Source organism: candidate division Zixibacteria bacterium HGW-Zixibacteria-1 (assembly GCA_002838945.1).
Classification (GTDB): domain Bacteria; phylum Zixibacteria; class MSB-5A5; order GN15; family PGXB01; genus PGXB01.
In genome coordinates this window covers 88852-114052 of record PGXB01000006.1, presented here as the reverse complement: position 1 = coordinate 114052, position 25201 = coordinate 88852, and the positions used below count along the sequence as shown (strand labels likewise).

The 25201-nt window shown below is 48.5% G+C and carries 16 protein-coding genes; all 16 read left to right on the top strand.

Features of this window, described 5'->3' with window-relative positions:
* On the top strand, nucleotides 1-536 hold a 536-nt coding region (locus CVT49_04280; protein PKK84353.1), incomplete at its 5' end, for a hypothetical protein.
* A 214-nt stretch (nucleotides 537-750) separates the two neighbouring features.
* Complete coding sequence (locus tag CVT49_04275) at nucleotides 751-2847, top strand: S9 family peptidase (GenBank protein ID PKK84352.1); 2097 nt, start codon at nucleotides 751-753, stop codon at nucleotides 2845-2847.
* A 138-nt stretch (nucleotides 2848-2985) separates the two neighbouring features.
* The gene (locus CVT49_04270) at nucleotides 2986-4353 is read left to right on the top strand and encodes a DNA recombination protein RmuC (GenBank protein ID PKK84351.1); all 1368 of its coding nucleotides are present in this window, start codon (nucleotides 2986-2988) and stop codon (nucleotides 4351-4353) included.
* Between the two features lie 2233 nt (nucleotides 4354-6586).
* Nucleotides 6587-7402 (top strand): hypothetical protein, encoded by an 816-nt coding sequence (locus CVT49_04265; protein ID PKK84358.1) that lies wholly within the window; start codon nucleotides 6587-6589, stop codon nucleotides 7400-7402.
* A gap of 146 nt (nucleotides 7403-7548) precedes the next feature.
* On the top strand, nucleotides 7549-9729 hold the full coding sequence (locus CVT49_04260) for a hypothetical protein (GenBank protein PKK84350.1): 2181 nt from the start codon (nucleotides 7549-7551) through the stop codon (nucleotides 9727-9729).
* 24 nt (nucleotides 9730-9753) lie between these two features.
* Nucleotides 9754-11604 carry a hypothetical protein gene (locus tag CVT49_04255; GenBank protein PKK84349.1) on the top strand — a complete coding sequence of 617 codons (1851 nt, stop codon included), beginning with the start codon at nucleotides 9754-9756 and terminating at the stop codon, nucleotides 11602-11604.
* A 163-nt stretch (nucleotides 11605-11767) separates the two neighbouring features.
* Nucleotides 11768-13924, top strand: coding sequence for a hypothetical protein (locus tag CVT49_04250; GenBank protein PKK84348.1), 2157 nt, complete (start codon nucleotides 11768-11770; stop codon nucleotides 13922-13924).
* Between the two features lie 395 nt (nucleotides 13925-14319).
* Nucleotides 14320-15597, top strand: a complete 1278-nt coding sequence (locus tag CVT49_04245; protein ID PKK84347.1) for a heterodisulfide reductase subunit A — start codon at nucleotides 14320-14322, stop codon at nucleotides 15595-15597.
* A 3-nt stretch (nucleotides 15598-15600) separates the two neighbouring features.
* Complete coding sequence (locus CVT49_04240; protein ID PKK84346.1) at nucleotides 15601-17850, top strand: heterodisulfide reductase subunit A; 2250 nt, start codon at nucleotides 15601-15603, stop codon at nucleotides 17848-17850.
* Between the two features lie 466 nt (nucleotides 17851-18316).
* Nucleotides 18317-19531 carry a dissimilatory-type sulfite reductase subunit alpha gene (gene dsrA, locus CVT49_04235; GenBank protein ID PKK84345.1) on the top strand — a complete coding sequence of 405 codons (1215 nt, stop codon included), beginning with the start codon at nucleotides 18317-18319 and terminating at the stop codon, nucleotides 19529-19531.
* Nucleotides 19532-19581: 50 nt separating this feature from the next.
* Complete coding sequence (gene dsrB, locus CVT49_04230) at nucleotides 19582-20652, top strand: dissimilatory-type sulfite reductase subunit beta (GenBank protein PKK84357.1); 1071 nt, start codon at nucleotides 19582-19584, stop codon at nucleotides 20650-20652.
* Between the two features lie 17 nt (nucleotides 20653-20669).
* Nucleotides 20670-20918 (top strand): hypothetical protein, encoded by a 249-nt coding sequence (locus CVT49_04225; GenBank protein ID PKK84344.1) that lies wholly within the window; start codon nucleotides 20670-20672, stop codon nucleotides 20916-20918.
* A 25-nt stretch (nucleotides 20919-20943) separates the two neighbouring features.
* Complete coding sequence (locus CVT49_04220) at nucleotides 20944-22365, top strand: cobyrinic acid a,c-diamide synthase (GenBank protein PKK84343.1); 1422 nt, start codon at nucleotides 20944-20946, stop codon at nucleotides 22363-22365.
* A gap of 117 nt (nucleotides 22366-22482) precedes the next feature.
* Nucleotides 22483-24174, top strand: coding sequence for a hypothetical protein (locus tag CVT49_04215; GenBank protein PKK84342.1), 1692 nt, complete (start codon nucleotides 22483-22485; stop codon nucleotides 24172-24174).
* Nucleotides 24175-24218: 44 nt separating this feature from the next.
* Nucleotides 24219-24536, top strand: coding sequence for a sulfurtransferase TusE (locus tag CVT49_04210; GenBank protein PKK84341.1), 318 nt, complete (start codon nucleotides 24219-24221; stop codon nucleotides 24534-24536).
* 95 nt (nucleotides 24537-24631) lie between these two features.
* The gene (locus CVT49_04205; protein PKK84340.1) at nucleotides 24632-25174 is read left to right on the top strand and encodes a hypothetical protein; all 543 of its coding nucleotides are present in this window, start codon (nucleotides 24632-24634) and stop codon (nucleotides 25172-25174) included.
* Nucleotides 25175-25201 lie beyond the last annotated feature (27 nt).

The window sequence follows — 25201 nt, the reverse complement described above, 5'->3', positions numbered from 1 at the left end:
CGGAACTGGCGGTACCGGTTCTGATGACGGTCCAGGGTTCACTGATGCCGCCGCCGGCGCCGAATCTAACCTCGCCGGATAACGGCGCGACCGACGTCGCTCAACCGGTGATGCTTGACTGGGACGATGTTTCGACGGTGACACAGTATGAGGTTCAGGTTGATGTTACGGATGCCTTTGATGCGCTCGTGACGGATACGAGCCTGGGTCTTTCGCAGTGGCAGATAACCGGTCTTGACGAGGGTGTGACCTTCTTCTGGCGAGTTCGGGCGCAGAATGCGGCCGGCTGGAGCGACTGGTGCGCCTGCCGCAGCTTCACGACCGAGATCACCTGGGTCTGCGGCGATGCCAACGGCGACGGACTGACCAATCTGCTTGATATCACCTTCGTGATCAGTTACATCTATCGGCAGGGACCGGCTCCGGAGCCAGTGGCGAGCGCCAATGTTGACGGATCGGGCGGGATTTCCATTCTTGATGTCAGTTACATGATTAACTACATCTATAAGGATGGTCCGCCATACAACTGCCAATAACGAAACGATTACAACAATAACAGCCGGGGATGGAGCCGCCACCTCCATCCCCGGCTTTTTTATCCCACTATTTTTTATTAAGTCTTTCCATTGATTTTGAAAATGGGCCGGAATCAATAACGATTCACTATTTTTATTAAAATCTCTACCGCCAATTCGACAATTTCATTATATATTACACAGTCAATTATTATTTCAGGAAGGAAACAGAAGTATGTTTATCATTGCCCGAAAATCACCACATTTCTATTTGGCTGTTATTCTTTTCGGCCTTTTTGCGGCAGTTGTTTATGGAGAGCAGTCATTCCCTCCACCACCCGTGACGGACACAAATATAGCGGTCGATACATTGCATGGCGTGGTTATTGAAGATCCCTATCGCTGGCTGGAGGATATCAACAGCCCGGAAACCAGGGAGTGGATTAAGGCCCAAAATGAATATACTCAGTCAATTGTAGAATCTTTGCCATATCGTGAGGAAATATCAAAAAGGCTGGCGGAATTAATCAAAACCGACTATGTCAGTACGCCACATGAGAAAAATAATCGGTTTTTCATGTACAAAAGGGCCGCCGACCAGGATCAATATTCACTCTTCATGCGTGACGGATTAAACGGTGAAGACAGACTTTTGGTCGATCCTGCGGTCATTGACCCGGACCTGTTGTCAAGCATAAGTATCGTTGATTTTTCGAATGATGGTGAAATTCTCGCCTATGGCATCCGTCGAGGCGGCAAGGATGAAACTTCTGTCAAATTATTGAATGTCAATACGGGCGCGGAATTGCCTGATTCATTTCCGGAGGCGGTATATTTCGGCTTTTCGATGACAGCGGACGAACAGGGCATATTTTATTCGCCTCGGGAAGAAGACGGCTCGCATATCTATTATCATAAGATGGGAACTGACCTGACTGAAGACAGAGCCGTTTTCGGCGAGCAGTTCGATCCCGAAAGCGGGGTTGGCTGCCAGGTCTCGCCCAACGGCAAATATCTTATTATTACCGTCTTTCATGGCTCTGCGGGCAATAACGAATATTTCTACCGGGACTTAACCGGAAGTGAAGAAATAAAACCGCTGACTCAGGGCATTGCGGCATATTTTGAGGATCGGATGGCCGATGATATTATGCTGCTTAAGACTAATTGGGAAGCGCCCAATGGACGAATAATTGCCATTGATCTGCGAAATCCGGCCCGCGAAAATTGGCGAGAAATTATCCCCCAGGCAGAATCCGTTATAGAGGAATTTTCCGCGGCCGGAGGAAAGATATTTGTAAATTATCTCGAGAATGTTGTCTCAAAAGTGAAGATATTCGATATAAATGGAAAAGGCCTCGGAGAAATCTCTTTCCCCGCACTCGGCTCGGTGAGCAGCATATATGGTAACTGGGAAAGCAATCATGCCTTTTTTAATTTCTCATCTTATCATATTCCGGCGACTATTTATCATCTTGATATTCAGACCGGAGAACAAACAGTCTGGTTCAGACGCAATAATCCGGTCAATTCTGACAATTTCGAGGTTAAGCAGGTCTGGTATACATCTAAAGACGGGACAAAAATCCCGATGTTCCTGGTCTATCGCAAAGGTATCAAATTAAATGGAATGAACCCGACACTTCTATACGGATACGGCGGTTTTCGCGCAAATGCGACCCCGAGCCTGAACTATCAGGCGATTGTCTTCGCCGAAAATGGCGGGGTCTATGCCGAACCGGCTATCAGGGGCGGCGGTGAGTTCGGGGAGGAATGGCACGAAGCCGCCATGCTGGATAAAAAGCAGAATAGTTTTGATGATTTTATTGCGGCGGCTGAATGGCTGATCAATAATGGTTATACAAATCGGGATAAACTGGCGATCAAGGGCGGCAGCAACGGCGGCCTGTTAGTGGGAGCGGTGATGAATCAGCGGCCGGATCTTTGCCGGGTTGTTATTTGTACTTATCCCCTTCTCGATATGCTTCGCTATGACAAGTTTCTGATGGGCAAGTACTGGGTATCCGAGTATGGCACCGCCGATAGTTCCGGGCAATTTGATTTTATATACAAATACTCGCCTTATCATAATGTCGATGAAAAATCGAAATATCCGTCTGTCATGTTTATCACCGGAGATTCCGACACCAGAGTGGCACCGCTTCATGCGAGAAAAATGACCGCTCTCCTTCAGGCTAAAAAAGGCGCCGAGAGCCCCATCCTCCTGCTTTATGATACCAAGATGGGTCATTCGGGTGGGCAGCCGGTTAGCAAATGGGTCAAGGAATCAACCGATGAGGACAGTTTTCTTTATTGGCAATTGGGAATGTAATAGAAATATAGTAAGGGCAGTCAGGACGGTCTTTTTTATTGCCTGAAAGACATTAAAAGTATCCGAAGTCGGGGCTTGCTATCGGACGATTTATTTTCTATTTTAGCTAAGGCCGATTCGAACTAAAGTCAGGATTAAATGGATATTTTTACAGTAATAATTGCGCTTTTCGCCGGTGCTTTGCTGGCCGGTGGAACAATATGGTTTTCCGGAAGATCGGCACGGTCCGCTCTTGATTCCCGCCTGATCCAGACTGAAAAGGAACTGCAGGAAACCAGGCAAAATCTGGAAAATCGCATGAGTGAGATATCGGATATCAAGTCGGATAAAGCCCGCCTGGAGACTTCGCTCAAGCACCAGGAAGAGTCATCCAAAGAGAAAATAGAGCTGCTTGAGAAAGCAGAGAAAAAGCTGTCGGATGCTTTTGATTCACTTTCCTCGGCCGCTCTCAAAAGCAACAATCAATCCTTCCTGGAACTGGCCAGGACAACACTGGAGAAATATCAAAGCGAAGCCAAAGGCGATCTCGAAAAACGCCAACAGTCGATTGAGGGTATGGTAAAGCCGATCAAAGAGTCGCTGGATAATGTTAAAAACCAGATAACCGCGCTTGAAAAGGCCCGCGAAGGGGCATACCAGGGACTCACCGAGCAGGTAAGATCATTGATTCAGACTGAGGACAAACTGCGTCAGGAAACAAATAACCTCGTGACCGCCCTTCGGGCGCCAACCGTTCGCGGACGCTGGGGTGAAATTCAATTAAGAAGAGTGGTTGAAATGGCGGGGATGCTCCAGTATTGTGATTTTGAGGAGCAGACTTCGGTCACGACCGCTGACGGAAGGCTTCGACCCGATGTTATTGTTCATCTGCCGGGCGAGAAGACGGTCGTAATCGACGCCAAAACGCCATTAATGGCCTACCTTAGTTCGCTTGATGAAAAGGATGTGGATTTAAGACGCTCCCGGCTTCAGGAACATGCGGCACAGGTCAGACAGCATATTTCCAAATTAAGCACCAAAGCCTATTGGGACCAGTTTGATTCTTCGCCCGAGTTTGTGGTCATGTTTCTTCCCGGTGAAAGCTTCTTCAGTGCGGCCCTGGAATGTGATCCCAGCCTGATCGAAATCGGGGTCAAGGAACGGGTTATCCTGGCTACTCCGACTACCTTAATCGCCTTACTTCGGGCGGTGGCCTATGGCTGGCGGCAGGAGAAAATCGCCGAAAGCGCTCAGGCCATCAGTAACCTCGGCAAGGAACTTTACGACCGTATAAGGACCCTGGCCGAACATTTTGGGGCGGTTGGAAAGGGACTGGATAAATCGATCGAGGCCTATAACAGGGCGGTAGGATCCCTTGAGACAAGGGTTTTGGTTTCTGCTCGCAGGTTCGTAGAGCTGGAAGCCGACAGCCATAAAGAGATTCCGAGCATTGACCCTGTTGAAAAAACGACCAGATTATTTCAATCCGCAGATTTGTCTTCAGGCGATGATGAAGAATCGGTTTGAAGCTTCATTGGCGTCTTTATAACTCCCTTCAAATATCGGCAAAATTTTGCAAGAAAAGCGAGTTGCTATCACCTATTTAACAGAAAGCACTTGCGGGAAGGCAGCTTCGTTATTGACAGCATTGAAACAAATTGTCTTTAATGGCTGTAATAACTTATTAAAAGATGGCATTTTAGACTTGACGAAACGAAAAAAAATGGCATATTTGAAGTAAGCTAGGGTTACTGACTTTAGATTCTGCCAAAAGCCGAGCAAGCCATACTATATACCTACTTTGGAGCCCTTTTTTCGGCTTTCAATGGAGCGTTCGCGGTCTGACAGAATTGACAACTTGGTTATGCAGACGCTTTATTTTTTTAATGGCACGGTAAGTGGTAAATATGCACAAACTATTTTTTTCTGCAAAAGCTAATAATATGCCGAAAAATTACGACCTTATATGGAAAGGACTGAAAATAAGTAATTTTGGCATAAATGCTAACAAAACATGGGAGGAGTTCGCATGGGATAGTTGCGTCATTCTCAAAAGCCGGGTAATTTAATCCATTCATCAATGATGGATTATTATGATTTGAAAAATGACCAAGAATGAACACAAACATTCATGTAAGAGAGAGGATCTACTATGAAGAGAAGCACGAAAGTATTTCTGGCAGTAATAATGATACTGTCTCTCCTTTGTTTGAATACAACCGCCAAAAACATTTCATGGCGTGCCGATAAGCTTCAGGCCGTCCCCAGGGTCGACCTGCAAAAGATAGCCCCGATTGATACCGATGTCGAATTGGTCCAACCGACTATATCGATGCCGGTTGACAAGAGCGGGACACCTGTCTTTGCCACCAGCATGCAGGGCGGAGACGTCATTGCGACGGCCACCGTCATTACCGGCCTGCCTTATCTCGATAATGGAACGACCGCCGGGTACACCAATAATTATGACGCAAGCTGTCCGACGACTTCTTCATCCCCGGATGTTGTTTACTCTTATACTCCGGCTGTCTCCGAACGAGTCGATGTTTCCACCTGCGCCTCATCCTACTGGACCAAACTGATTATTTATGCGGCGTCGGATACCTTAAACGCATTGCAATGCAACCAGTATTCTGATTCCTGTACCGATCCTTATCATGGTGCCGTCTGGGGAATGGATCTGGTCGGCGGAAACACATATTATTTTATTATTGACGGCTTTGGGGGCCAGTCCGGCAATTATGTTCTTGATATTCAGGCTTGGCCGCCGGTCGATACGACTCAGTTGCATCCGGCGCTGTCCGACGGCAACAATAGCATGCTCTTCCATGCCTTCGAGTTCAACGAATATGATTCGAATCTTTATTGGATGGGTTCCCGCGATGACGGCGCCTCCTGGAGCGATGCCGTATCCTGGAATCTGACCGGTAAGTCGGGTAATTATCCTGCGACCAGTTACTGGGGCGACAGTACCCGTTTCTTCGGTACCCTGGTCGTCGGACCGCAGCAAAACAATGGCGCGGCATTATTTTATATGGAAGCGCCCGATGTTGCCGAGCCATCGAGTTATCTGGGAGGCTCGTTCAACTGGAGTACGAATGGCTGGTCCAATATCAAAATGACCGATATAGTCGCCAACGACGGCTTGGCCGATTTTCAATTTGGCATGATTTCCTTCATTATGACCCTGCAGTCGAGCGGTTATCTTAACATTCCGCTGGCCATTCATCCCGATTCTATCGGTGGAACCGGCAGTCTTTGGGTAAGTATGCACGGCTGGCTGGCCAATGGTGCGGCCACCACGGCGATCGATATCGATCCGTCCAATCTTAATGCTTATATGGTCTACGACTACCTTAATGACAGTTCCAATACCTGGATGCTGCTTTACTGGCAGGACAGTTACGCCGACTGGGGCGGGGCAATGGAAGGCGCCTGGGATCTCAACGGTGGAGATACTTCGAGCCTGCGTTACCCCGATGTTTCTGCGACCGGCGGCAATGATGTTGTCGTCTGCGAATATTTCGAAGCCAATGCCACCGATACATCCGATATCGATATCGTGGTCGGAACGGTAATCGGCGGGGATCTGACTACTTCCGATATTACATTATTGGCCCTGGCCGACACTGAGTCTGATGAACGCTTCCCGCGGATTCGCGATATCGACGACAGCACCTATATCGTAACCTATATTCGCAGGGACACTCTTTACTATACTTTATCGAGAGATGTCGGTCTGACCTGGGATCCTCCGATCATGCTTAATGATCCGGATCAATTGGCATACGCCGAATACAGATCGGTTGATATTGCCGAATCCGACGGCTTTTCAGTAAAGATAACTTATGAATATATGAATGCCGTCAAAGGCGACGTGATTTTTGTCGATATCAAAGAACTGCAGATTTATGATTTTCCTGACAGCGATGGCGATGGAATTCCGGATCCCAGCGATAACTGCCCCGCCACCTATAATCCGACGCAGATCAACAGCGACGGCGATGCATTCGGTGATGCCTGCGACAACTGCCCGACCGTGACCAATCCGACTCAGGCCGATACCGACGGCGACACGTTCGGTGATGCCTGCGACAACTGCCCGACTGTAATCAACCACGACCAGTCCGATATCGACGCTGATAATGTCGGTGACCTGTGCGATAACTGTATCAGCACGCCCAACACCAATCAGGCCAATTCGGATGCTGATCCGTATGGCAATGCCTGCGATAATTGCCCCACGGTCAGCAATATTGATCAGGCCGATGGTGACGTTGACGGCGTCGGCGATGTCTGCGATAATTGCGAATTCGTTTATAATCCATTGCAGGAAGATACCGATCTTGATGGAATCGGCGATGCCTGCGAATGGATATGCGGCGATGCCAACGGTAATGGCGCCGTAAATATCCTGGATGTTACTTTCCTGATCAATTACCTGTATAAGAGCGGCCCTGCTCCGGATCCCGAGGCATCAGGTGATGTGAATAATTCCGCTTCAATCAATATCCTGGATATCTCTTATCTTATAAATTATCTCTATAAGAGCGGCCCGGTTCCTAACTGCCCGTAAGATCCGAATAGAAACTGAAAAGAAGGGACGGTATAAACCGTCCCTTTTTTATTAATAACCGCCGAATTCCTGCCCAATTATGAGCTTGCTTAAAAGACAATTTTTGGTATATTTAAGAGAAATACTCGCCGATTAAAAGGAGTACCATGTCATTGAATAAAATCCTGCTTTTTCTGCCGTTTCTTTTGATTTTAATGAGTCATAATCCAGCCGCCGCTGATCTTAAGTATATACAGGCAAAAGTAATTATAGACGCCAAAGACAACCTGCCCCGCCTCCTGCAACTGGCGCCCGATATTGTCAGCCGCGGTGATGATTTCATTGAGATCATCACCGATCAGCAGCAGCTCGACCGGATCAAAGCGCTCGGTTTCGGCATCGAGGTTATTTACGACGACATTACGGCCTTTCTACAGTCGCGGTTGCCTAAAGGCAAGGATATGGGGGGTTACAAGACACTTGATGAAATCAACAGCTATCTGGATGGAATAATCCTCGCTCACCCGGCTATTGTCTCCCAAAAAGTAAGTATCGGGCAGACCATCGAAGGGCGCGATATGTGGGCCGTCAAAATTTCCGACAATCCCGAAATTGACGAGGATGAACCCGAAATACTTTTCACCGCGGCTATTCACTGTCGGGAAGTTATTACTCCCGAAGTTCTCTTTTATTTCATGGATTTTCTCACCAATAATTACAAGACCGACCCCGAAGCCGCCTTTCTTGTCGATAACCGCGAAATGTGGTTCATCCCGCTCGTCAATCCTGACGGCTACTATTATAATGAGGTGATCGAGCCTGATGGCGGCGGAATGTGGCGCAAGAACCGGCGCAATAACGGCAACGGTACTTATGGTGTTGATCTCAATCGCAATTTCGGGTACGAATGGGGTTATGATAACGAAGGTTCCTCGCCCTATTCAAGCGACCCGACATATCGCGGCAGCGCCCCTTTTTCCGAACCGGAGACACAGAATATGCGCGACTTTATCAGCTCCCGTGATTTTACCATGACAATTTATTACCATGCACACGGCAATCTCATATTGCAGCCATGGTCATACGATGAATTTTATACGCCCGATCAGGACATTTTTGCCGCCCTGGGTGACAGTGCCGCTACCTTTAACGGCTATGCCCCGGGGACCTCATGGGAACTGCTGTATCCGGTCAACGGCGGCTCCGATGATTGGGGTTACGGCGAGCAAACACTAAAAAATAAAAATTTCGCAATGACACTGGAGGTAGGTAATTCTGATGACTATTTCTGGCCGCCGGTGGAAAGAATTCCTCAGTTGGTCGGCGAAAACCTTCAGCCCAATATATTCTTTGCCCGTACCGCCGGCAATGTCTATCAACTCCTGCCTCCGATTACTCCTGTTCCGTATGTGCCGGACACGGTGGTCGCAATTTCTTATAATGTCTCATGGCATATTGAGGACACCCTTAATCCACCCGTATCTTTTGAATTGATGGAAATGCAAAATAAAATCCATGGTGTAGTAGATTCGGCGGACAATCTTGAAAGCTGGTCAACGAATGGTTTCGTGGTCGGCGGAAGCAGGTATCATACACCGCCGACCAGTTTCTATTCAGGCTCCGGCAACAATTTCAACCGATATATCCAGACTTTGTCGCCGGTTACGGTCGCGAATAATGACACCCTGAAATTCTGGATCTATTATGATATTGAAAGTGATTGGGATTATGCCTATGTCGAAGTATCAACCGATGGTATCTCCTTTAATCCCATTGAAGGTAATATTTCGACGAATAATGACCCTTACGGCTATAATCTTGGCTTCGGCATTACCGGCATTTCGAGCGGATGGGTGCAGGGACTCTTCAGCCTGGGCGCATTTACCGGGCAGCAGATATATCTCCGATTTACTTACCGGACCGACAGCTATGTGTCAGAGGAAGGATTCTATATCGATGAGATATGCCCGCTCGATGGATATGAAAGCATGATGCTGGTTTCATCGGACATCACCGATACTCTCTATTCGTTCTCTGATAAACCGGAAGGGGAATATTATTATAAGGTCAGAGCCAAAGATGCCGATAATCAGTGGAGCCTGTTTTCGGATCCTGTAAAAACCTATGTCATCGAACCGCCCTATGTTTGCGGCGATGCCAACGGTGACGAAGGCGTCAACCTGCTGGATGCGTCATTTCTTATAAGTTATTTGTACAAATCCGGACCTTCGCCGGAACCGGTCGAGTCGGCCGATGTCAATAGTTCGGGAAATGTCAATATTCTGGATATAACGCACCTTTTAAGTTACCTGTACAAGAGCGGCCCGCCACCCGATTGCCCTATGTAAGGCGAGGCAAAGAAGAGAGAGACTATGCCACAAAAATATTTTATTCTCATGCTGGTCATCGGCCTGATGACCTTCGGCTTCAACGGCTTTGCCAATGACAGCGGCGAAGAAGAATTCCTTCCGATCGAACTAACCCCGGAAGAAATGCTCCGCCTGGATGAAATTGGTAAAGGCTTTATTCGCACTTCTCCCCCGCCCTCTCCGATGCGCAGCTGTGCGGAATGGGAACCGTCGGAAGGGGTCATTATACGCTGGCCCCTGGGCATCTCAATCGAGCTTATCGCCGAGATGTCCGAGGACCTGATGGTAACAACCCTGGTGGCCAGTACTTCATACATGAATTCGGCCATCAGTGCCTATACTGCGGGCGGCGTCAATATGGCCAACACCCAGTTTATAATTGCCTCGACCAATAGTATCTGGACCCGCGATTACGGCCCCTGGTTCATTTTCGACGGCAATAATGAAATGGCCATAGTCGATCATATTTACAACCGGCCCCGGCCGCTCGATGATCAGATTCCGTGGACCATCGGAACCGAATGGGGCATGAGTGTGTACGGTATGGACCTGATCACTGCCGGCGGCAACCATATGTCCGACGGGCTGGGCATGTCGATGTCAACCAGGCTGGTATATGATGAGAATCCCGGGAAAACACACGCCCAAATCGATTCGATAATGCTCGCCTATCTTGGAAATGATTACACGGTTCTGGAATACATCGAGTCGGGCGGGATTCATCATATCGACTGCTGGGCCAAATTCCTGAATCCAACCACGATATTAATCAAGGATGTTCCCGAAGGCGACTATAATCATGCCTGGCTTGATGCCCGTGCGGAACTGTTGTCGCAGCAAATAAGCGCCTGGGGCCAGCCTTATACCATTGTCAGAGTATATTGCCCCTATGGAACCGCATATACCAATTCGATAATTCTGGGAAATAAAGTCTTCGTACCTATATTTAACAATGCCTATGACACGACCGCATTGAAGACGTACGAAAACGCCATGCCGGGTTATGAGGTCATGGGATTCACCGGATCATGGCTGGATGATGATGCCATCCATTGCCGGGCGATGGGCGTCCCCGACCGGGAGATGCTATATGTCGATCATGTTCCGCTTTATGTGGTCGGTGACACGATCAATGATTATCGGATCGATGTGAAAATAATTGATTATTCGAATCAGGGATTGATCTCCGATTCGTTGAAAGTATTTTATCGCACCAAGAGCCCGACGTTTTCCACCGCGATGCTTAACCCGACCGCTAATCCTGACTCTTTTTATGCTTTTATCCCGGCGCAGCGTCCGGGGACAGTCGTGTCATATTATATCCAGGCAGCCGACAATTCGGGCCGGGTGGAAACTCATCCGTTTATAGGCGCCCCGTTGGCGCATCAGTTCAGGGTCAATATGCCGCCGAATATTTTATCCGGGGATTCATTATTGTACCAGATAAATGAGAATATCCGCTATTGCCCGGAATTTGAAGACATTGATGATACCTCCGGCACGATCGAATATACCGGCTACCCCGGATGGCTCAATGTGGTTGGCGATTCATTAATCGGCAACGCCCCGGCCTCGCCGACAGCGGTTGATTTCACGGTCAAAGTCTCCGATCAATACAGTTTTGATGAGCAGTTAATATCTTTGATGGTTTATCTTTGCGGCGACCCTAATGCAGACAGCAACTGTAATCTTCTTGATGTAACATATATGATAAATTATATATATAAATCAGGCCCGGAGCCGATGCCGGTGAGTACGGCCGATGTCAACAGCTCCGGAGATGTCAACATCCTGGATATTACATACTTGATCAATTATATATATAAGTCGGGAGCCGAACCCAACTGCAATTAAAGTAATATATATCTTGACATAAATGGGATGGGCCTGTATATTATTATTGTCAAATTGATAACAGATCGAACCTGCTAATATTTTTTGATATTAAGGTCGTCCTATCTAAAATACTGCTAAGGGATTAAAATTCACCTCAGTTTCACTCTGAATGGAGGATTCTATGTCCTTTAAACCCACCTCTGCGAGGCCCATCTGCCTTGCGGCCTTTGCAATATTTTTGCTGATTTTGGGCAGTACCAACAGCGCCGATGCCCAAATCCCTTATCAGATCAGAATCGATACGCTTTCGGGCGCCCCGTTTGGCTCAGCGATATCGATTCCTGTTATCAAGGAGACCGGCTCCATCGATATGGCCGGTTTTGATCTGGTCATCCGGTATGATACTCTTGGACTCGATTTTGTCGATGTCACGCCGGGGCCGATTTTTACCACCCCGGGCGGCTGGGAATATTTCAGCTATCGCCATGAATTAACCGGCGACAGTGCCGCCGGAATACCGCCGGGCTGGCTGCGTGTCATCGGGCTGTATGATCTGCCCAATGACAGCATTCCGACTAACCAGTCTGTCCCCGATGGCACCGTTCTGTTTACGCTTAATTTTACAGTCACTCCGGACAGCTCCCTTGAGTGCCATCTTTTCCCTCTTCGATTTTTCTGGTTCGATTGCGGCGACAATACCATTTCCAATACCGCCGGAACGGTCCTTTATGTCTCGGATCATGTCTATGATCCTGAGAATGTCGAGATAACAGATACTCTTTCCGAATTTCCAACTTACTCCGGGGCGCCGAATGAATGCGTTGTCCCCGAGCAGCCGAAAAGTTCTACCAGATTTATTGATTTATATAACGGTTTTGTGGAGATAGACTGCCCTCAGGGTGAAGCCGTTCCATTTGCGATTGAAATCGGCTGGGCTCATTTCGTCTGGATCGGGACACAGGCGGAAGTGCCGGTACTCAAGAATTCCGGTTCAGAATTGATGGATGGATTTGACTTGCTTATTGGTTACGAAACATCGGTCCTGACTCTCCTGGATGTTTCCCCGGGCCCGGCATTCAATGATCCTGACGGATGGGAGTATTTCAGTTGGCGTTCCGATACTGCGGCCGGTTGCGGATATGGCTGTCCTTCGGGCCTGGTCCGTGTCGTTGGCGTTTACGACATAAATAATGCCCACGTTCCTACTAATCAGGATATTCCGGATGGAACCAAGTTGTTCGGTCTGAATTTTTCGGTCACCAATGACGACCAGTACGAGTGCACGTTTATTCCGGTAAGTTTCTTCTGGATGGATTGCGGGGATAACGCTATCGCTTTAAACGATGGTAATGTTCTTGCTCTTTCGAATCAAATCTATAATGTGTTCGGAACCGAAATCAGCGATACCAATGCGATGTTTCCGACTTTCTTTGGATCACCGAGCGAGTGCTTTATCAATCCCGTCAATCCGGTACGATTTATAGATTTCTACAATGGAGGAATTGAAATTTTCTGCGATCCGAGTACCGACGCCAGGGGTGATGTTAATCTTAACGGCATTGCCTATGAAATCGCCGATTATGTTGTCTTTACCAATTATTTCCTGTACGGCTTGCAGGCCTTTACAATTAATATTGATGCCCAGACAGCCGCCACCGATGTCAATGCCGACGGCCTGCCGCTCACGGTCAATGATATCGTTTTTCTGATCAGGATAATCGAGGGTGAAGCCCTGCCCTACCCGTCACCGGCCAAAATCAATTTGTACGATTTCGCTGGTACCTTAAACCTGCTTCAAACCGACTCATCAATTATGATCAGTGCCGATTTCGAAGATTCGGTCGGCGGTATTTTCTTCAGCTTTTCGGCCCCCGATTTGGATGGCTATAATGGCTATTCAATCGAGGTCTCCCCGGAGATAGGGAATATGGATGTCGGCTACATTGCCGAAAATGGTATCCTTAATATTTTAATAACTAAATTACGGCCATTTCCCGATTCAGCTTCGGCGGTGATTCCGGCTGGACCGATTAATCTAATTGAAATTGTATATACCGGAAACCGGCCGATCCTGTCGCAGGCAGCCACGGCGGGTTATATGGGCGAATATGTCGATTTGACGGTCAGCGCCGAATATTTGTGCGGCGACGCCAATGGTAACGGTTCAATAAATCTGCTCGACATATTATACATAATAAACTATTTGTATAAGAGTGGTTTTGCCCCGATTCCTATGGAAAAGGCCGATATCAACGGCGACGGCAATGTCAACATACTGGATATCACATATTTCATTCAGTATTTGTATAAAGCGGGACCGGCTTTGCAGTGCCAGTAAACTGGTCGGAAACGAATTTAAGGGGACCTCGGGTCCCCTTTTTTATTTTCGGGCAGCCTTACGTGAAAATTATTTTTCGCTAAGTTTGGCCTCCTCAAACCACTCAAAAATCGACCTAGTTCCTTTTTTCACAAGCAGATAGCAGAAATTCTGATTCCTCCTCCAAAGTATGCCGCCAATTTATTTAAATAAAAATAAAGTTTGCGTAAGTTTGTTTCGGATTATCTCTTGACAAATCATATATATATTTATTAATTTACTATTCCAAATAGAGTTAGAATGGGATAGAGTAATATTTTTTTAAATGGGTTTGTGAAAATTTTAACAAGCAATATGTTATTCTGATAAAGCCGATTGATTCTTTATTGGGCATCATCGGCTTGGAGGATTAAAAAATGGCCGAATTTGAACCGGTTGACAGCCAGATCAAAGCCGATATCCTGGTGGTCGGCGGCGGCATTGCCGGAATGACAGCCGCCATCGAAACCGCTGAGGTCGGTAAACATGTTATTCTGGTGGAGAAGCTGCCCAGTCTCGGCGGACGCGTGGCATCGATACATCAATACTTCCCCAAACTATGTCCCCCGACATGCGGAATAGAAATTAATCTCAAGCGAATACGCTTGAATCCACATGTCAGGGTTCTGACTCTGGCCGAAGTGGAAAGCGTTTCCGGAAGCCCGGGCGATTATGAGATAAAGATTACCCTGAAGCCGCGCTATGTCAATGATAAGTGCACCGCCTGCGGCGATTGCGAGCAGGTCTGTGAAATAGAGCGCGACAATGAATACAACTACGGATTGAACAAAAGCAAGGCCATTTATATTCCTCACCTGATGGCGTATCCGCCGCGTTATGTCATCGATCCCGAATTCGCCAATGACGACAGGATGAAAAAATGCGTCGAGGCCTGCAAGTACGATGCCATCGAACTCGACATGCAACCGAAGACGATTACGGCAAAAGTGGGAGCCATCGTCTGGGCGACCGGCTGGAAGCCTTACGATGCGACCAAAATCGATAATCTCGGTTTCGGCAAATATAAAAATGTCGTGACCAATGTTATCATGGAGCGGCTGGCGTCGGCCAATGGCCCGACCGAGGGCAAAATACTCCGCCCGTCGGATCAGAAGGAAGTTACCAAAGTCGGCTTTGTGCAATGTGCCGGATCGCGCGACGAGAACCACCTTCCCTATTGCTCCGCCGTTTGCTGCCTGGCCTCGATGAAACAGGCGACATATATCCGGTCCCAATATCCGGAGGCTGAAGTTCATATGTTTTACATCGATGTCCGGTCGCCGGGACGGCTCGAAGATTTCTATACCAAGGCACAGGAAGATAAAAAACTGCATTTTCACCGGGGCAAAGTGGCCAAAATCGAAGAAAATCCGGCCAACCATAATTTGATCCTTCATGCCGAAAATACTTTAACCGGCGAAATTACCAAGACCGAGGTCGATTTGGCGGTTCTGGCCACCGGCATGGTTCCCAATACGGCCGAAGTCGCTCCGCCTCTGGACACACCACTTGATGAATTCGGCTTTATTGTCACCGATACGGGCGGGGGGATTATTGGAGCCGGAACGGCCGTCCGGCCGATGGAGGTCGCCGCATCCATACAGGATGCCACCGGCGTTGCTTTGAAGGCATTAAATATCGGGGCGAGGAGGTAAGCGATGGATCCGAAAATTGGTGTTTATATATGCAAGGGCTGTGAAATCGGCGCCAGTCTCGATATAGATCAGTTGATCAAGGAATCGGAAGCGGGCAAACTTCCAATATGCAAGACCCATGACTGTCTCTGCAACAAAGAAGCGGTCGATATGATAAAGCAGGACATTGCCGGCGAAGCCCTGAACCGGATCGTCGTGGCGGCCTGTTCCAACCGGGTTTTCCCGGAATTGTTTGATTTCGGCAAGGATGTCCTGACCGATCGTGTCAATCTGCGCGAGCAGGTAGTCTGGTCGCATAAGGCCAATGACGAGGATACTCAGATGCTGGCTGAAGATTATGTCCGGATGGGCATTGCCAAATCCAAGCATACCGAGCTTCCTGAGCCGCATCTCGAGGAAACCAGTAAAGATATAATGGTTGTCGGCGGCGGTATGACCGGCATGACAGCGGCCCTGGCCGCAGCTGATGCCGGCTATAAGGTGAATCTGATCGAAAAAAGCCCACAACTTGGGGGCTGGGCGACCAAATTTAAAAAAGTCTTTCCCAAACATCCCCCGTATCAGGATCTCGAGGATACCGGCGTCGCCGATCTGATCGAAAAGGTCAATGGACATAAAAATATCACGGTCCATACCGCAACGGCTATCAAAAAGACCGAGGGTCAGCCGGGCAAATTCAATGTGACTTTGACCGCCAACGGAAATGAAACGAATTTGGTCATCGGCTCCATTGTCCAGGCCACCGGATGGGTTCCTTATGAACCCCACAAACTTGGGAAATGGGGTTATGGTGTTTCTCCCGATGTTGTCACCAATATCCAGATTGAAGAAATGGCCAATAACGGCGGGATAAAGCGCCCTTCGGACGGCAAGCCGATAGACAGTATCGCTTTCCTGCAATGTGCCGGTTCCCGTGACCAGGAACATCTCCCCTACTGTTCCGCGGTATGCTGCCGGGTTTCATTGAAGCAGGCGATGTATGTCAGGGAGCAATATCCTGATGCCAAGATTTATATAATTTACAAAGATGTCCGGTCGCCGCAACAGTATGAAATGTTTTACGCCCATGCCCAGAAAGACGAGGGACTGTTCCTGACCAAGGGTGAACTGGCCGGCGTCTCAAAAGATGATGATGGCAGGCTGATAATAGACGTTCAGGAGACCCTGCTCGGCGAGGATATCAGGGTAAAGGCGGATATGGTGGTTCTGGCCACCGGCATGGTTCCCACCACCAAGGTCCCCGATGAGATGATTGAAGCCTATAAAAAGGCGCTTGCGGAAGCCAAGGAGAAGGGCGAGGAAGAAAAGACCGAGGACGGTAAGAAGCCGGCTGCGGCCGCCGAACCGGGGGCCAGAATTCTGAATCTGACCTACCGCCAGGGGACCGATCTGCCGACTCTTAAATACGGTTTTCCGGATTCGCACTTTATCTGCTTCCCCTATGAAACCAGAAGGACCGGTATTTATGCGGCCGGGGCGGTTCGCGCTCCAATGGATTTTGCCGGCGGCACGAACGACGCCTACGGAGCGGCGATGAAAGCCATCCAGGCCGTCGTGGCAATGAGCGAAGGCAAGGCGGTTCACCCGCGGGCCGGAGACACCAGTTTCCCGGATTTCTTCCTGCAGCGATGTACACAGTGCAAGCGGTGCACGGAAGAATGTCCTTTCGGCACCCTTGACGAAGACACCAAGGGAACGCCCCTGCCAAACCCATTCCGCTGCCGGCGCTGTGGTATCTGCCTCGGAGCCTGTCCGGAGCGAATTATTTCTTTTAAGAACTACAGCATCAATTCGATTTCCAGCATGATCAAATCGATCCATGTTCCCGATGAGTTCGAGGAAAAACCACGAATTCTTGCCTTCATCTGCGAAAATGACGCCCTTCCCTCAATCGACATGGCGGGATTGAAGAAACTTCAATATAATGCCTATGTCAGGATCATTCCTCTCAGATGCCTGGGTTCGATGAACTCCATCTGGGTCGGGGATGCCCTTTCGAGCGGGTTTGACGGGGTCATGCTGATCGGCTGCAAGAAAGGCGATGATTACCAGTGTCATTTCATCCGTGGCAGCGAGCTGGCCAATACCCGTATGGACAATGTCAGGGACAAACTCAAACAGTTGGTTCTTGAAGAGGACCGGGTGGAATTAATTGAGCTGGCCATTTCCGATTACTACAAGATTCCGAAGATTTTTGATGATTTTCTGGAGGTCATCGAATCGGTCGGCCCGAATCCTTATAAGGATATGTAAAAACAGCGATTCCTGCAAAAAAGGCCCTCGTTTTGACGAGGGCCTTATTTTTTTAGAAGAACAATCCTTGATACGAATTTCACAAGAGTCCATCTCGAAAATATCTTATTTGACGCAAATAAATAAAACCGGCCCATTAACGGAGGTTTTTTAAAAAACCGGACAATTCGTCATAACTTACTATTATGTATATCGTTATAAACGAATCTGGTCTCTTAAACAAGACCGAAAAAAATCATATTTTTTAAAAAGATAATGAAATTTTTCACAAATTATACTTGACTATCAATTGAATAATGCTTAGTTTGTGTCAATAGTGGGATAGTGGCATTTGGTGTAATTTAGGCTGCTATCCGGCAAAAGCAAGCGAGATTATATGTGACATTAAATATATTGGATTTTCGGCTGATTAAAACCGGAGATGAACGTTCAACAAGCGTGTACCATAATAAATTAAGGAGTAAAAATGGCGGACAATATCCCAAAAACCCCAAAACTGGACGAGCTTGAGAAAGGGCCGTGGCCGAGTTTTGTCAGAGAGATAAAAATGGCGGCCAAAAGAAGCCCGATGGCGGGCGACCTTCTCGGGCAATTGGAACAGTCGTACAATGAGAAAGTCGGATACTGGAAGCACGGCGGTATTGTTGGTGTTATGGGCTACGGCGGCGGCGTTATCGGCCGCTATTCGGCTCTTCCCGAAAAATACCCGAATGTGTCGCACTTCCATACCATGCGAATCAATCAGCCCGCCGGCTGGTATTACACAACCGACGCTTTGCGGAAGATATGCGACATCTGGGAAAAACATGGATCCGGTTTGACCAATATGCACGGATCGACCGGCGATATCATCCTTCTGGGGACAAGGACAGAGGAACTGGAGCCGGTCTTTTCCGAGCTACAGAAAATCAATTTCGATATTGGCGGGTCCGGTTCTGATCTTAGAACTCCAAGCTGCTGTTGCGGTATGTCACGATGCGAATGGGCCTGTTATGATACCATGGCGTTGACTCACGATTTGACCATGCATTATCAGGATGAACTTCATCGTCCCGCATTCCCCTACAAATTCAAATTCAAAATGTCCGGATGCCCCAACGACTGTGTCGCCTCGATTGCCCGTGCCGATATGTCCATCATCGGAACCTGGCGCGATTCGATCCAGATCGATAAAGACGCCGTCAGAGAATATGCCGAACGCGGCATGGATATTCAAAGCGATGTTGTCGCTAACTGCCCCGCAAAATGTATGGAATGGGACGGTAAGGAACTGAACATCGAAAATGAATATTGTGTTAGATGCATGCATTGTATCAATGTTATGCCTAAGGCCCTGAGACCCGGTAAGGACCGCGGCGCCACTATCCTGCTCGGATCGAAGGCTCCGATTATCGAGGGCGCTTTCCTATCCTCAGTCTTTATTCCGTTTATGAAGATTAAACCTCCTTACGACGAGATTAAAAGTCTGGTTGACAAAATCTGGGATGTATGGGGTGAAGAAGGTAAAAACCGCGAACGTGTGGGCGAATTTATCCAGCGTGTCGGCCTTGGTAATTTCCTTGATGCCATTGAGATGGAACCGGTCGCCGAGATGGTTGCCCATCCCCGCGAGAATCCCTATGTCTTCTATGAAGAATATTATGAAGAGGATGATGGTGAAGAAGAGGAAGAAAAAGCGTAAACTGGTAACCATGAAAATTAATATTTTGAGGTAATAAAATGGCTGGTGCAATGCAAGACAGAAGGACCGATTATGGCCCTCCGCATTATGAACAGTTTTTGCCGCCAATAATTAAAGAAAATTACGGCAAATGGAAATATCATGAGTTGATCAAACCGGGCGTGATGGTTCACGTTTCCGAGACCGATGCCAAATTATACACTATTCGGGCCGCCTCCGGAAGACTTCTCAGTATCGACAAGATTCGCATGTACTGCGATCTGGCAGACAAGTACTGTGACGGCTATCTGCGCTTTACCAGCCGTCATAATGTCGAGTTTTTGCTGAGCAAGAAGGAAAACATCGATCCTTTGATTAAGGATCTGGACGCTATCGGGCACCCGATCGGTGGTATCGGCAATGCTATATCATCCATCGTTCATACTCAGGGCTGGGTTCACTGCCATTCGGCGGCCACCGATGCTTCGGGTATCGTGAAGTGCGTCATGGATGATCTGATTGAATACTTCACGGAGACCAAGCTCCCCGGCAAACTCAGAATCGCCCTGGCCTGCTGCCTGAACATGTGTGGCGCGGTTCACTGTTCCGACATAGCTATTCTCGGTATTCACCGTCGTCCCCCGCGGGTTGACCACGAAAATCTGAGAAAAGTCTGTGAAATTCCCAACGTCTCCGCTTCATGTCCCACGGCCGCCATCAGGCCCGCCACGGTCAATGGCAATCCGTCGGTTGAGGTCATCGAAGAACAGTGCATGTTCTGCGCCAACTGCTTTACCGTTTGTCCTGCAATGACGCTGAATGATCCGCTCAACGATGGTGTCTCGATCTGGGTCGGCGGAAAGGTATCCAATGCCAGACATGAACCGATGTTCTCGAAACTGGCGATTCCCTTCCTGCCGAACAATCCGCCGCGCTGGCCGGAAGTTACCACGGCAGTCAGGAGCCTGGTTGAGCTGTGGGCGAAAAATGCACGCAAATACGAAAGAATGGGCGAATGGATTGAACGCATCGGTTGGCCCAAATTCTTCAGGATGTCCGGTATTGAATTCCAGAAGGAGCATATCGACGACTTCAAGCATGCCGGTCTGACGTTTAAGCGTTCGACACATTTAACCTTCTAAGGAAGGGTTGGTGTATAATGGCCAAAACAGTAGAACAAGTGGCTGATGCTATGTATACCATGGTCAAAGATGCCATGGGCCAGAAAAAGCTGAAACCGATGGATCTCACCAAGGCTATGGTGCAGCTTTATGGTGGAGAAGGTGTAGATAAATTATTGTGCAAGCAGGCGATCAAAACTCTGGTTGACTCCGGTCGCCTCGTCTACACTTATTTCGGCGGAAGTTTTTTGGAAGTTCCACACAGAGAGGGCGCCGCTAACGATTAATCCCGGCGCCCCGGGTTAAATTTCTATGTCTGTTAAGATACCGCGCCTGGTAATCGCCGGTCTTTCCGGCGATTCCGGCAAAACAGTTGTAAGCTTGAGTCTGATTAACAGTCTTCGACGCAAAGGATATTCTGTTTCTGTATTCAAGAAAGGACCCGATTACATCGATGCGGCCTGGCTCGGAACAGCGGCCGGCACTGTTTGCCGAAATCTCGACACCTATATGGTTACCCCCGAGATTGTCTTCGCAACTTTCTTTCGCAACGCTTCCAAAACCGATATTTCCATTATTGAAGGTAATCGCGGTATCTTTGATGGAAAAGACCTCATTGGCACACACAGTACATCGGGGCTTGCCGGGCTATTGCAGGCCCCGGTTGTACTGGTCATCAATGTAAGTAAAGTCACTCGAACAGTGGCCGCAATTATCAGCGGCTGTATTTCATTTGATCCGAATGTCAGGATCGCCGGCGTGATTCTCAACAAGGTGGCCGGCAAAAGACATCAAAAAATTATTACCGAATCAATCGAAAAGTATTGCGGGATTCCGGTGCTGGGCGCCGTTCCAAAACTTGGTGAGGATGCCTCTCTCATACCGGGACGTCATCTGGGTCTGATAACGCCGGCGGAATTTAATTCAAGCCATGAATTCTCGGATTTATTGACCGAAATCGGCGAAAAATATCTGGATATTGAAAAACTGGTGGAGATTGCCGGAACGGCTTCTCTGCTTGATGACACCGGTGAATCCGGCGAAAAGGAAATTCCGGCAAACGTGAAAATAGGCTATTTCAAGGATTCCATCTTCACGTTTTATTATCCCGAAAATCTTGAGGCTCTCGAAAGAAGCGGCGCCGAACTGGTGCCGGTTTCTTCGACGGACGATAAACATTTGCCCGATATCGACGGGCTCTACATCGGCGGAGGCTTTCCGGAAACCCAGGCCGACCGGCTTATGAGCAATCATTCAATGATGATGTCGGTCCGCGAAGCCTCGCAAAACGGTATGCCCATATATGCCGAATGCGGGGGGCTTATTTATCTCTCCCGCTCGATTATCTGGAATGACAACAATTATCCCATGGCCGGGATATTTCCAATAGATTTAAAAATGAACCTTAAGCCGGCCGGTCACGGATATGCCGAGGTTCTGATTGATAAAGACAATCCATTTTTTGATACGGGCGACACAGTCAGGGGGCATGAATTTCATTATTCGAGTCTTGAATCATCTTCGACTGCTCCGAACAGTTGTATGGCTGTTGAAACCGGCGCCGGAATCGGCGGCGGTCGTGACGGGTTGTTATTAAAAAATACTCTGGCAACATATACGCATATTCATGCCGATGGAGTCGCCGGCTGGGCTCCGGCATTTGTCAATAAGGCACTGGCCTATAAAAAAAACATTAACGGGAGAGTGACCGGCAGCAGCCGCGTTGCGGTTTAAACATTTGAGTCGGTTTTTGTGAAACGAAACAAATAAACCAGATGCACTGCAGGAGATTGTGTGAGCCTTTGAGGAAGATGTTTCCGGCAGTCATACGATAAATAAGAGAGTAGCAATATGGCAAAAATCGTGAAAAAGAAAAAAAGGGGGCTGGGCAGTATGGGTCGCTCGGCCGGCGGATCCGGAGTCGAGACTTCCCCATATCGTCCAAAATTTGTCGAGAAGCTTCCCCCCTGCGGTGACCGGTGCCCGAATCACAATCCGATCAGAAAAATGCTCATGACGATTCAAAAGGCCGAGGATTATGGAAAATCCTATGACCAGGCTTTCGAAGAGGCTTTCTATCTATTTATGGAAAAGACCCCCTTCCCTTCAGTCTGTGGCCGTGTCTGCCCGCATCCCTGCGAAACAGAGTGCAACCGTAAAGAGAAGGAAGGTGCCGTTAGCGTAAATAAGGTCGAGAGATTTATCGGCGACTTCGGTCTCGATAAGGGCCTCAAACCGAAAATGCTGACAGAAGAAAAGCGCTCCGAGAAAGTGGCCGTCGTCGGTTCCGGTCCGGCCGGAATGTCATGCGCCTATCATCTGGCCCGTCGCGGTTACCGGGTCACTGTTTTCGAGGCTTTCCCGAAAACCGGCGGCATGCTTAGATATGGCATTCCCGACTATCGTTTACCTCAAAATATTCTTGATGCCGAAATCAACCGCATCGCCGACATGGGTGTGGAAATAAAAACGAAGACTTCCGTCGGCAACGATATTCCCATGGATAACCTTCGCCGCGACTTCAACGCCATCTTTGTCGCCATCGGGGCGCATAAAGGATTGAAATTGCGCGTCGAGGGCGAAGATGCCGGGAATGTCTTCACCGGCACCGATTTCCTTCACCGCGTGAATCAGGGCGAAAAGGTCGAGATCGGCGACAATGTGGTCGTAATCGGCGGCGGTGATACTGCTATTGATGCCGCCCGCGTCGCCCGTCGTCTGGGCGCCAATGCCACCATTCTTTATCGTCGGACACGGACCGAAATGCCCGCCATCGACGAGGAAATCGTGGGCGCCGAGGAAGAAGGCGTCAAAATCGACCTGTTGGCTGCTCCGCTGGAAATTTACTCCGAGAACGGCAACGCAGTCGGCATGAAATGTCAGCGGATGGAACTCGGCGAACCGGATGATTCCGGAAGACGCCGCCCTGTTCCGATCGAAGGCGATACCTTTGATCTGAAATTCACGACTCTGATCGCGGCTATCAGCCAGGCTCCCGATTTCAATGGTTTCGAGAACCTGATTGAAGGTCGCGACTGGGTCAAGGTTGACAATAAATTCAAATCGCTCAAGGATGACAATGTCTATTCCGGCGGTGATAATATCAATCTTGGTCTTGTGATCGACGGTATTTTCCATGGTCGTCGGGCGGCCGAGGCGATTCACGAGCGGTTTACCGGTACGGAAATGGCCATTGATCCGCCGGAGATGGGCGTTATTCGATTTGATAAGATGCAGCTGGCTTATTATGAAGCCAAGGACCGCAATAATCCCACCGAAATGGCCGTGGAAGAACGCCTCAAGAGTCTCGACGCCGAAATAACCAACGTCTATACTCAGGAACAGGCTGTCCTTGAATCCAAACGGTGCATGAGCTGCGGATATTGTTTCGACTGCGGCACCTGCTGGAGCTTTTGCCAGGATAACGCCATCATCAAACCGCTTGTCAAAGGTGAGGCGTACAAATTCAAGATGGAGTTTTGTAACGGCTGCAAGAAATGCGCTGAGAACTGTCCTTGCGGCTATATGGAAATGTTTTTATGAGCAATCAGTCAAAAAACATAAATTGAACTACAGGAGGAGTACTAATGCCTACATTCACACTCGGCAGTGTTTCAATCGAAGTCGATGAAGACGGTTTCATGGCGGAACCGGAAACTTGGAATGAAGAAATTGCCAAGGCTCTGGCCAGCACCGAGGGCGTTGGCGAAATGACCGACGATCATTGGAAACTTGCCAATTATCTCAGAGATTATTATCTCAAATTCGGGATTGCTCCGATGATTCGGAAACTCTGCAAGGAAACCGGGTTTTCATTGAAATATGTCTATGAACTTTACCCGTCGGGTCCTGCAAAAGGCGCCTGCAAAGTCGCGGGGCTGCCCAAGCCGACCGGATGCGTATAAATCCTATGTGGGAAATGCGGGGTTTTTCGGGTTGGAACGCCCGGAGCGCCCCGCATTCTAATATTATCCAGGGACCATGAGGTATATCGAAAAAAATGAAATTGGAAGATTTATTAATTGAGAAAAAGAAAACCATACTGGAAGACTGGTTTCAACTGATCCTCGAATCTTATCCCCCCGGCTCGATTGATTTCTTCAAAAACAAAAAGGACCAGTTCCAGAATCCGGTAGGTTATACGATCCTGAATGGCATCGAAAAACTCTTTGAAGGACTCCTGGGAGAATTCAGCCTTGAAGATGTTGCTGCTCCTCTGGATAAAATAATCAAAATCAGATCGGTCCAGGATTTTTCCCCTTCTCAGGCCGTGGCCTTCATCCATCAGCTTAAGAAAGTGGTAAGAAAATCACTGGGCGAACAGATCAGGGACGATCAACTTCGAAACCAACTGCACAATTTTGACTGCCGGGTCGATCGACTGACCCTGTATGCCTTTGATAATTATATGCAATGCCGCGAGAAAATGTTTGAGATCAGGGTCAACGAGGCCCGAGCCGGCAGTAACAGGTTAATCGAGCGATTAAATCGCAGATACGACGGCGCTGCGAGCGCCGACGACAAGAAAATCGAAAATAATTGATATTAAGATATAGAAGGAGACGATGGT

Coding starts and splice junctions, on each gene's coding strand:
- CVT49_04275 (PKK84352.1), top strand. CDS start 751: ATGTTTATCATTGCCCGAAAATCACCACATTTCTATTTGGCTGTTATT.
- CVT49_04270 (PKK84351.1), top strand. CDS start 2,986: ATGGATATTTTTACAGTAATAATTGCGCTTTTCGCCGGTGCTTTGCTG.
- CVT49_04265 (PKK84358.1), top strand. CDS start 6,587: ATGCTTAATGATCCGGATCAATTGGCATACGCCGAATACAGATCGGTT.
- CVT49_04260 (PKK84350.1), top strand. CDS start 7,549: ATGTCATTGAATAAAATCCTGCTTTTTCTGCCGTTTCTTTTGATTTTA.
- CVT49_04255 (PKK84349.1), top strand. CDS start 9,754: ATGCCACAAAAATATTTTATTCTCATGCTGGTCATCGGCCTGATGACC.
- CVT49_04250 (PKK84348.1), top strand. CDS start 11,768: ATGTCCTTTAAACCCACCTCTGCGAGGCCCATCTGCCTTGCGGCCTTT.
- CVT49_04245 (PKK84347.1), top strand. CDS start 14,320: ATGGCCGAATTTGAACCGGTTGACAGCCAGATCAAAGCCGATATCCTG.
- CVT49_04240 (PKK84346.1), top strand. CDS start 15,601: ATGGATCCGAAAATTGGTGTTTATATATGCAAGGGCTGTGAAATCGGC.
- dsrA (PKK84345.1), top strand. CDS start 18,317: ATGGCGGACAATATCCCAAAAACCCCAAAACTGGACGAGCTTGAGAAA.
- dsrB (PKK84357.1), top strand. CDS start 19,582: ATGCAAGACAGAAGGACCGATTATGGCCCTCCGCATTATGAACAGTTT.
- CVT49_04225 (PKK84344.1), top strand. CDS start 20,670: ATGGCCAAAACAGTAGAACAAGTGGCTGATGCTATGTATACCATGGTC.
- CVT49_04220 (PKK84343.1), top strand. CDS start 20,944: ATGTCTGTTAAGATACCGCGCCTGGTAATCGCCGGTCTTTCCGGCGAT.
- CVT49_04215 (PKK84342.1), top strand. CDS start 22,483: ATGGCAAAAATCGTGAAAAAGAAAAAAAGGGGGCTGGGCAGTATGGGT.
- CVT49_04210 (PKK84341.1), top strand. CDS start 24,219: ATGCCTACATTCACACTCGGCAGTGTTTCAATCGAAGTCGATGAAGAC.
- CVT49_04205 (PKK84340.1), top strand. CDS start 24,632: ATGAAATTGGAAGATTTATTAATTGAGAAAAAGAAAACCATACTGGAA.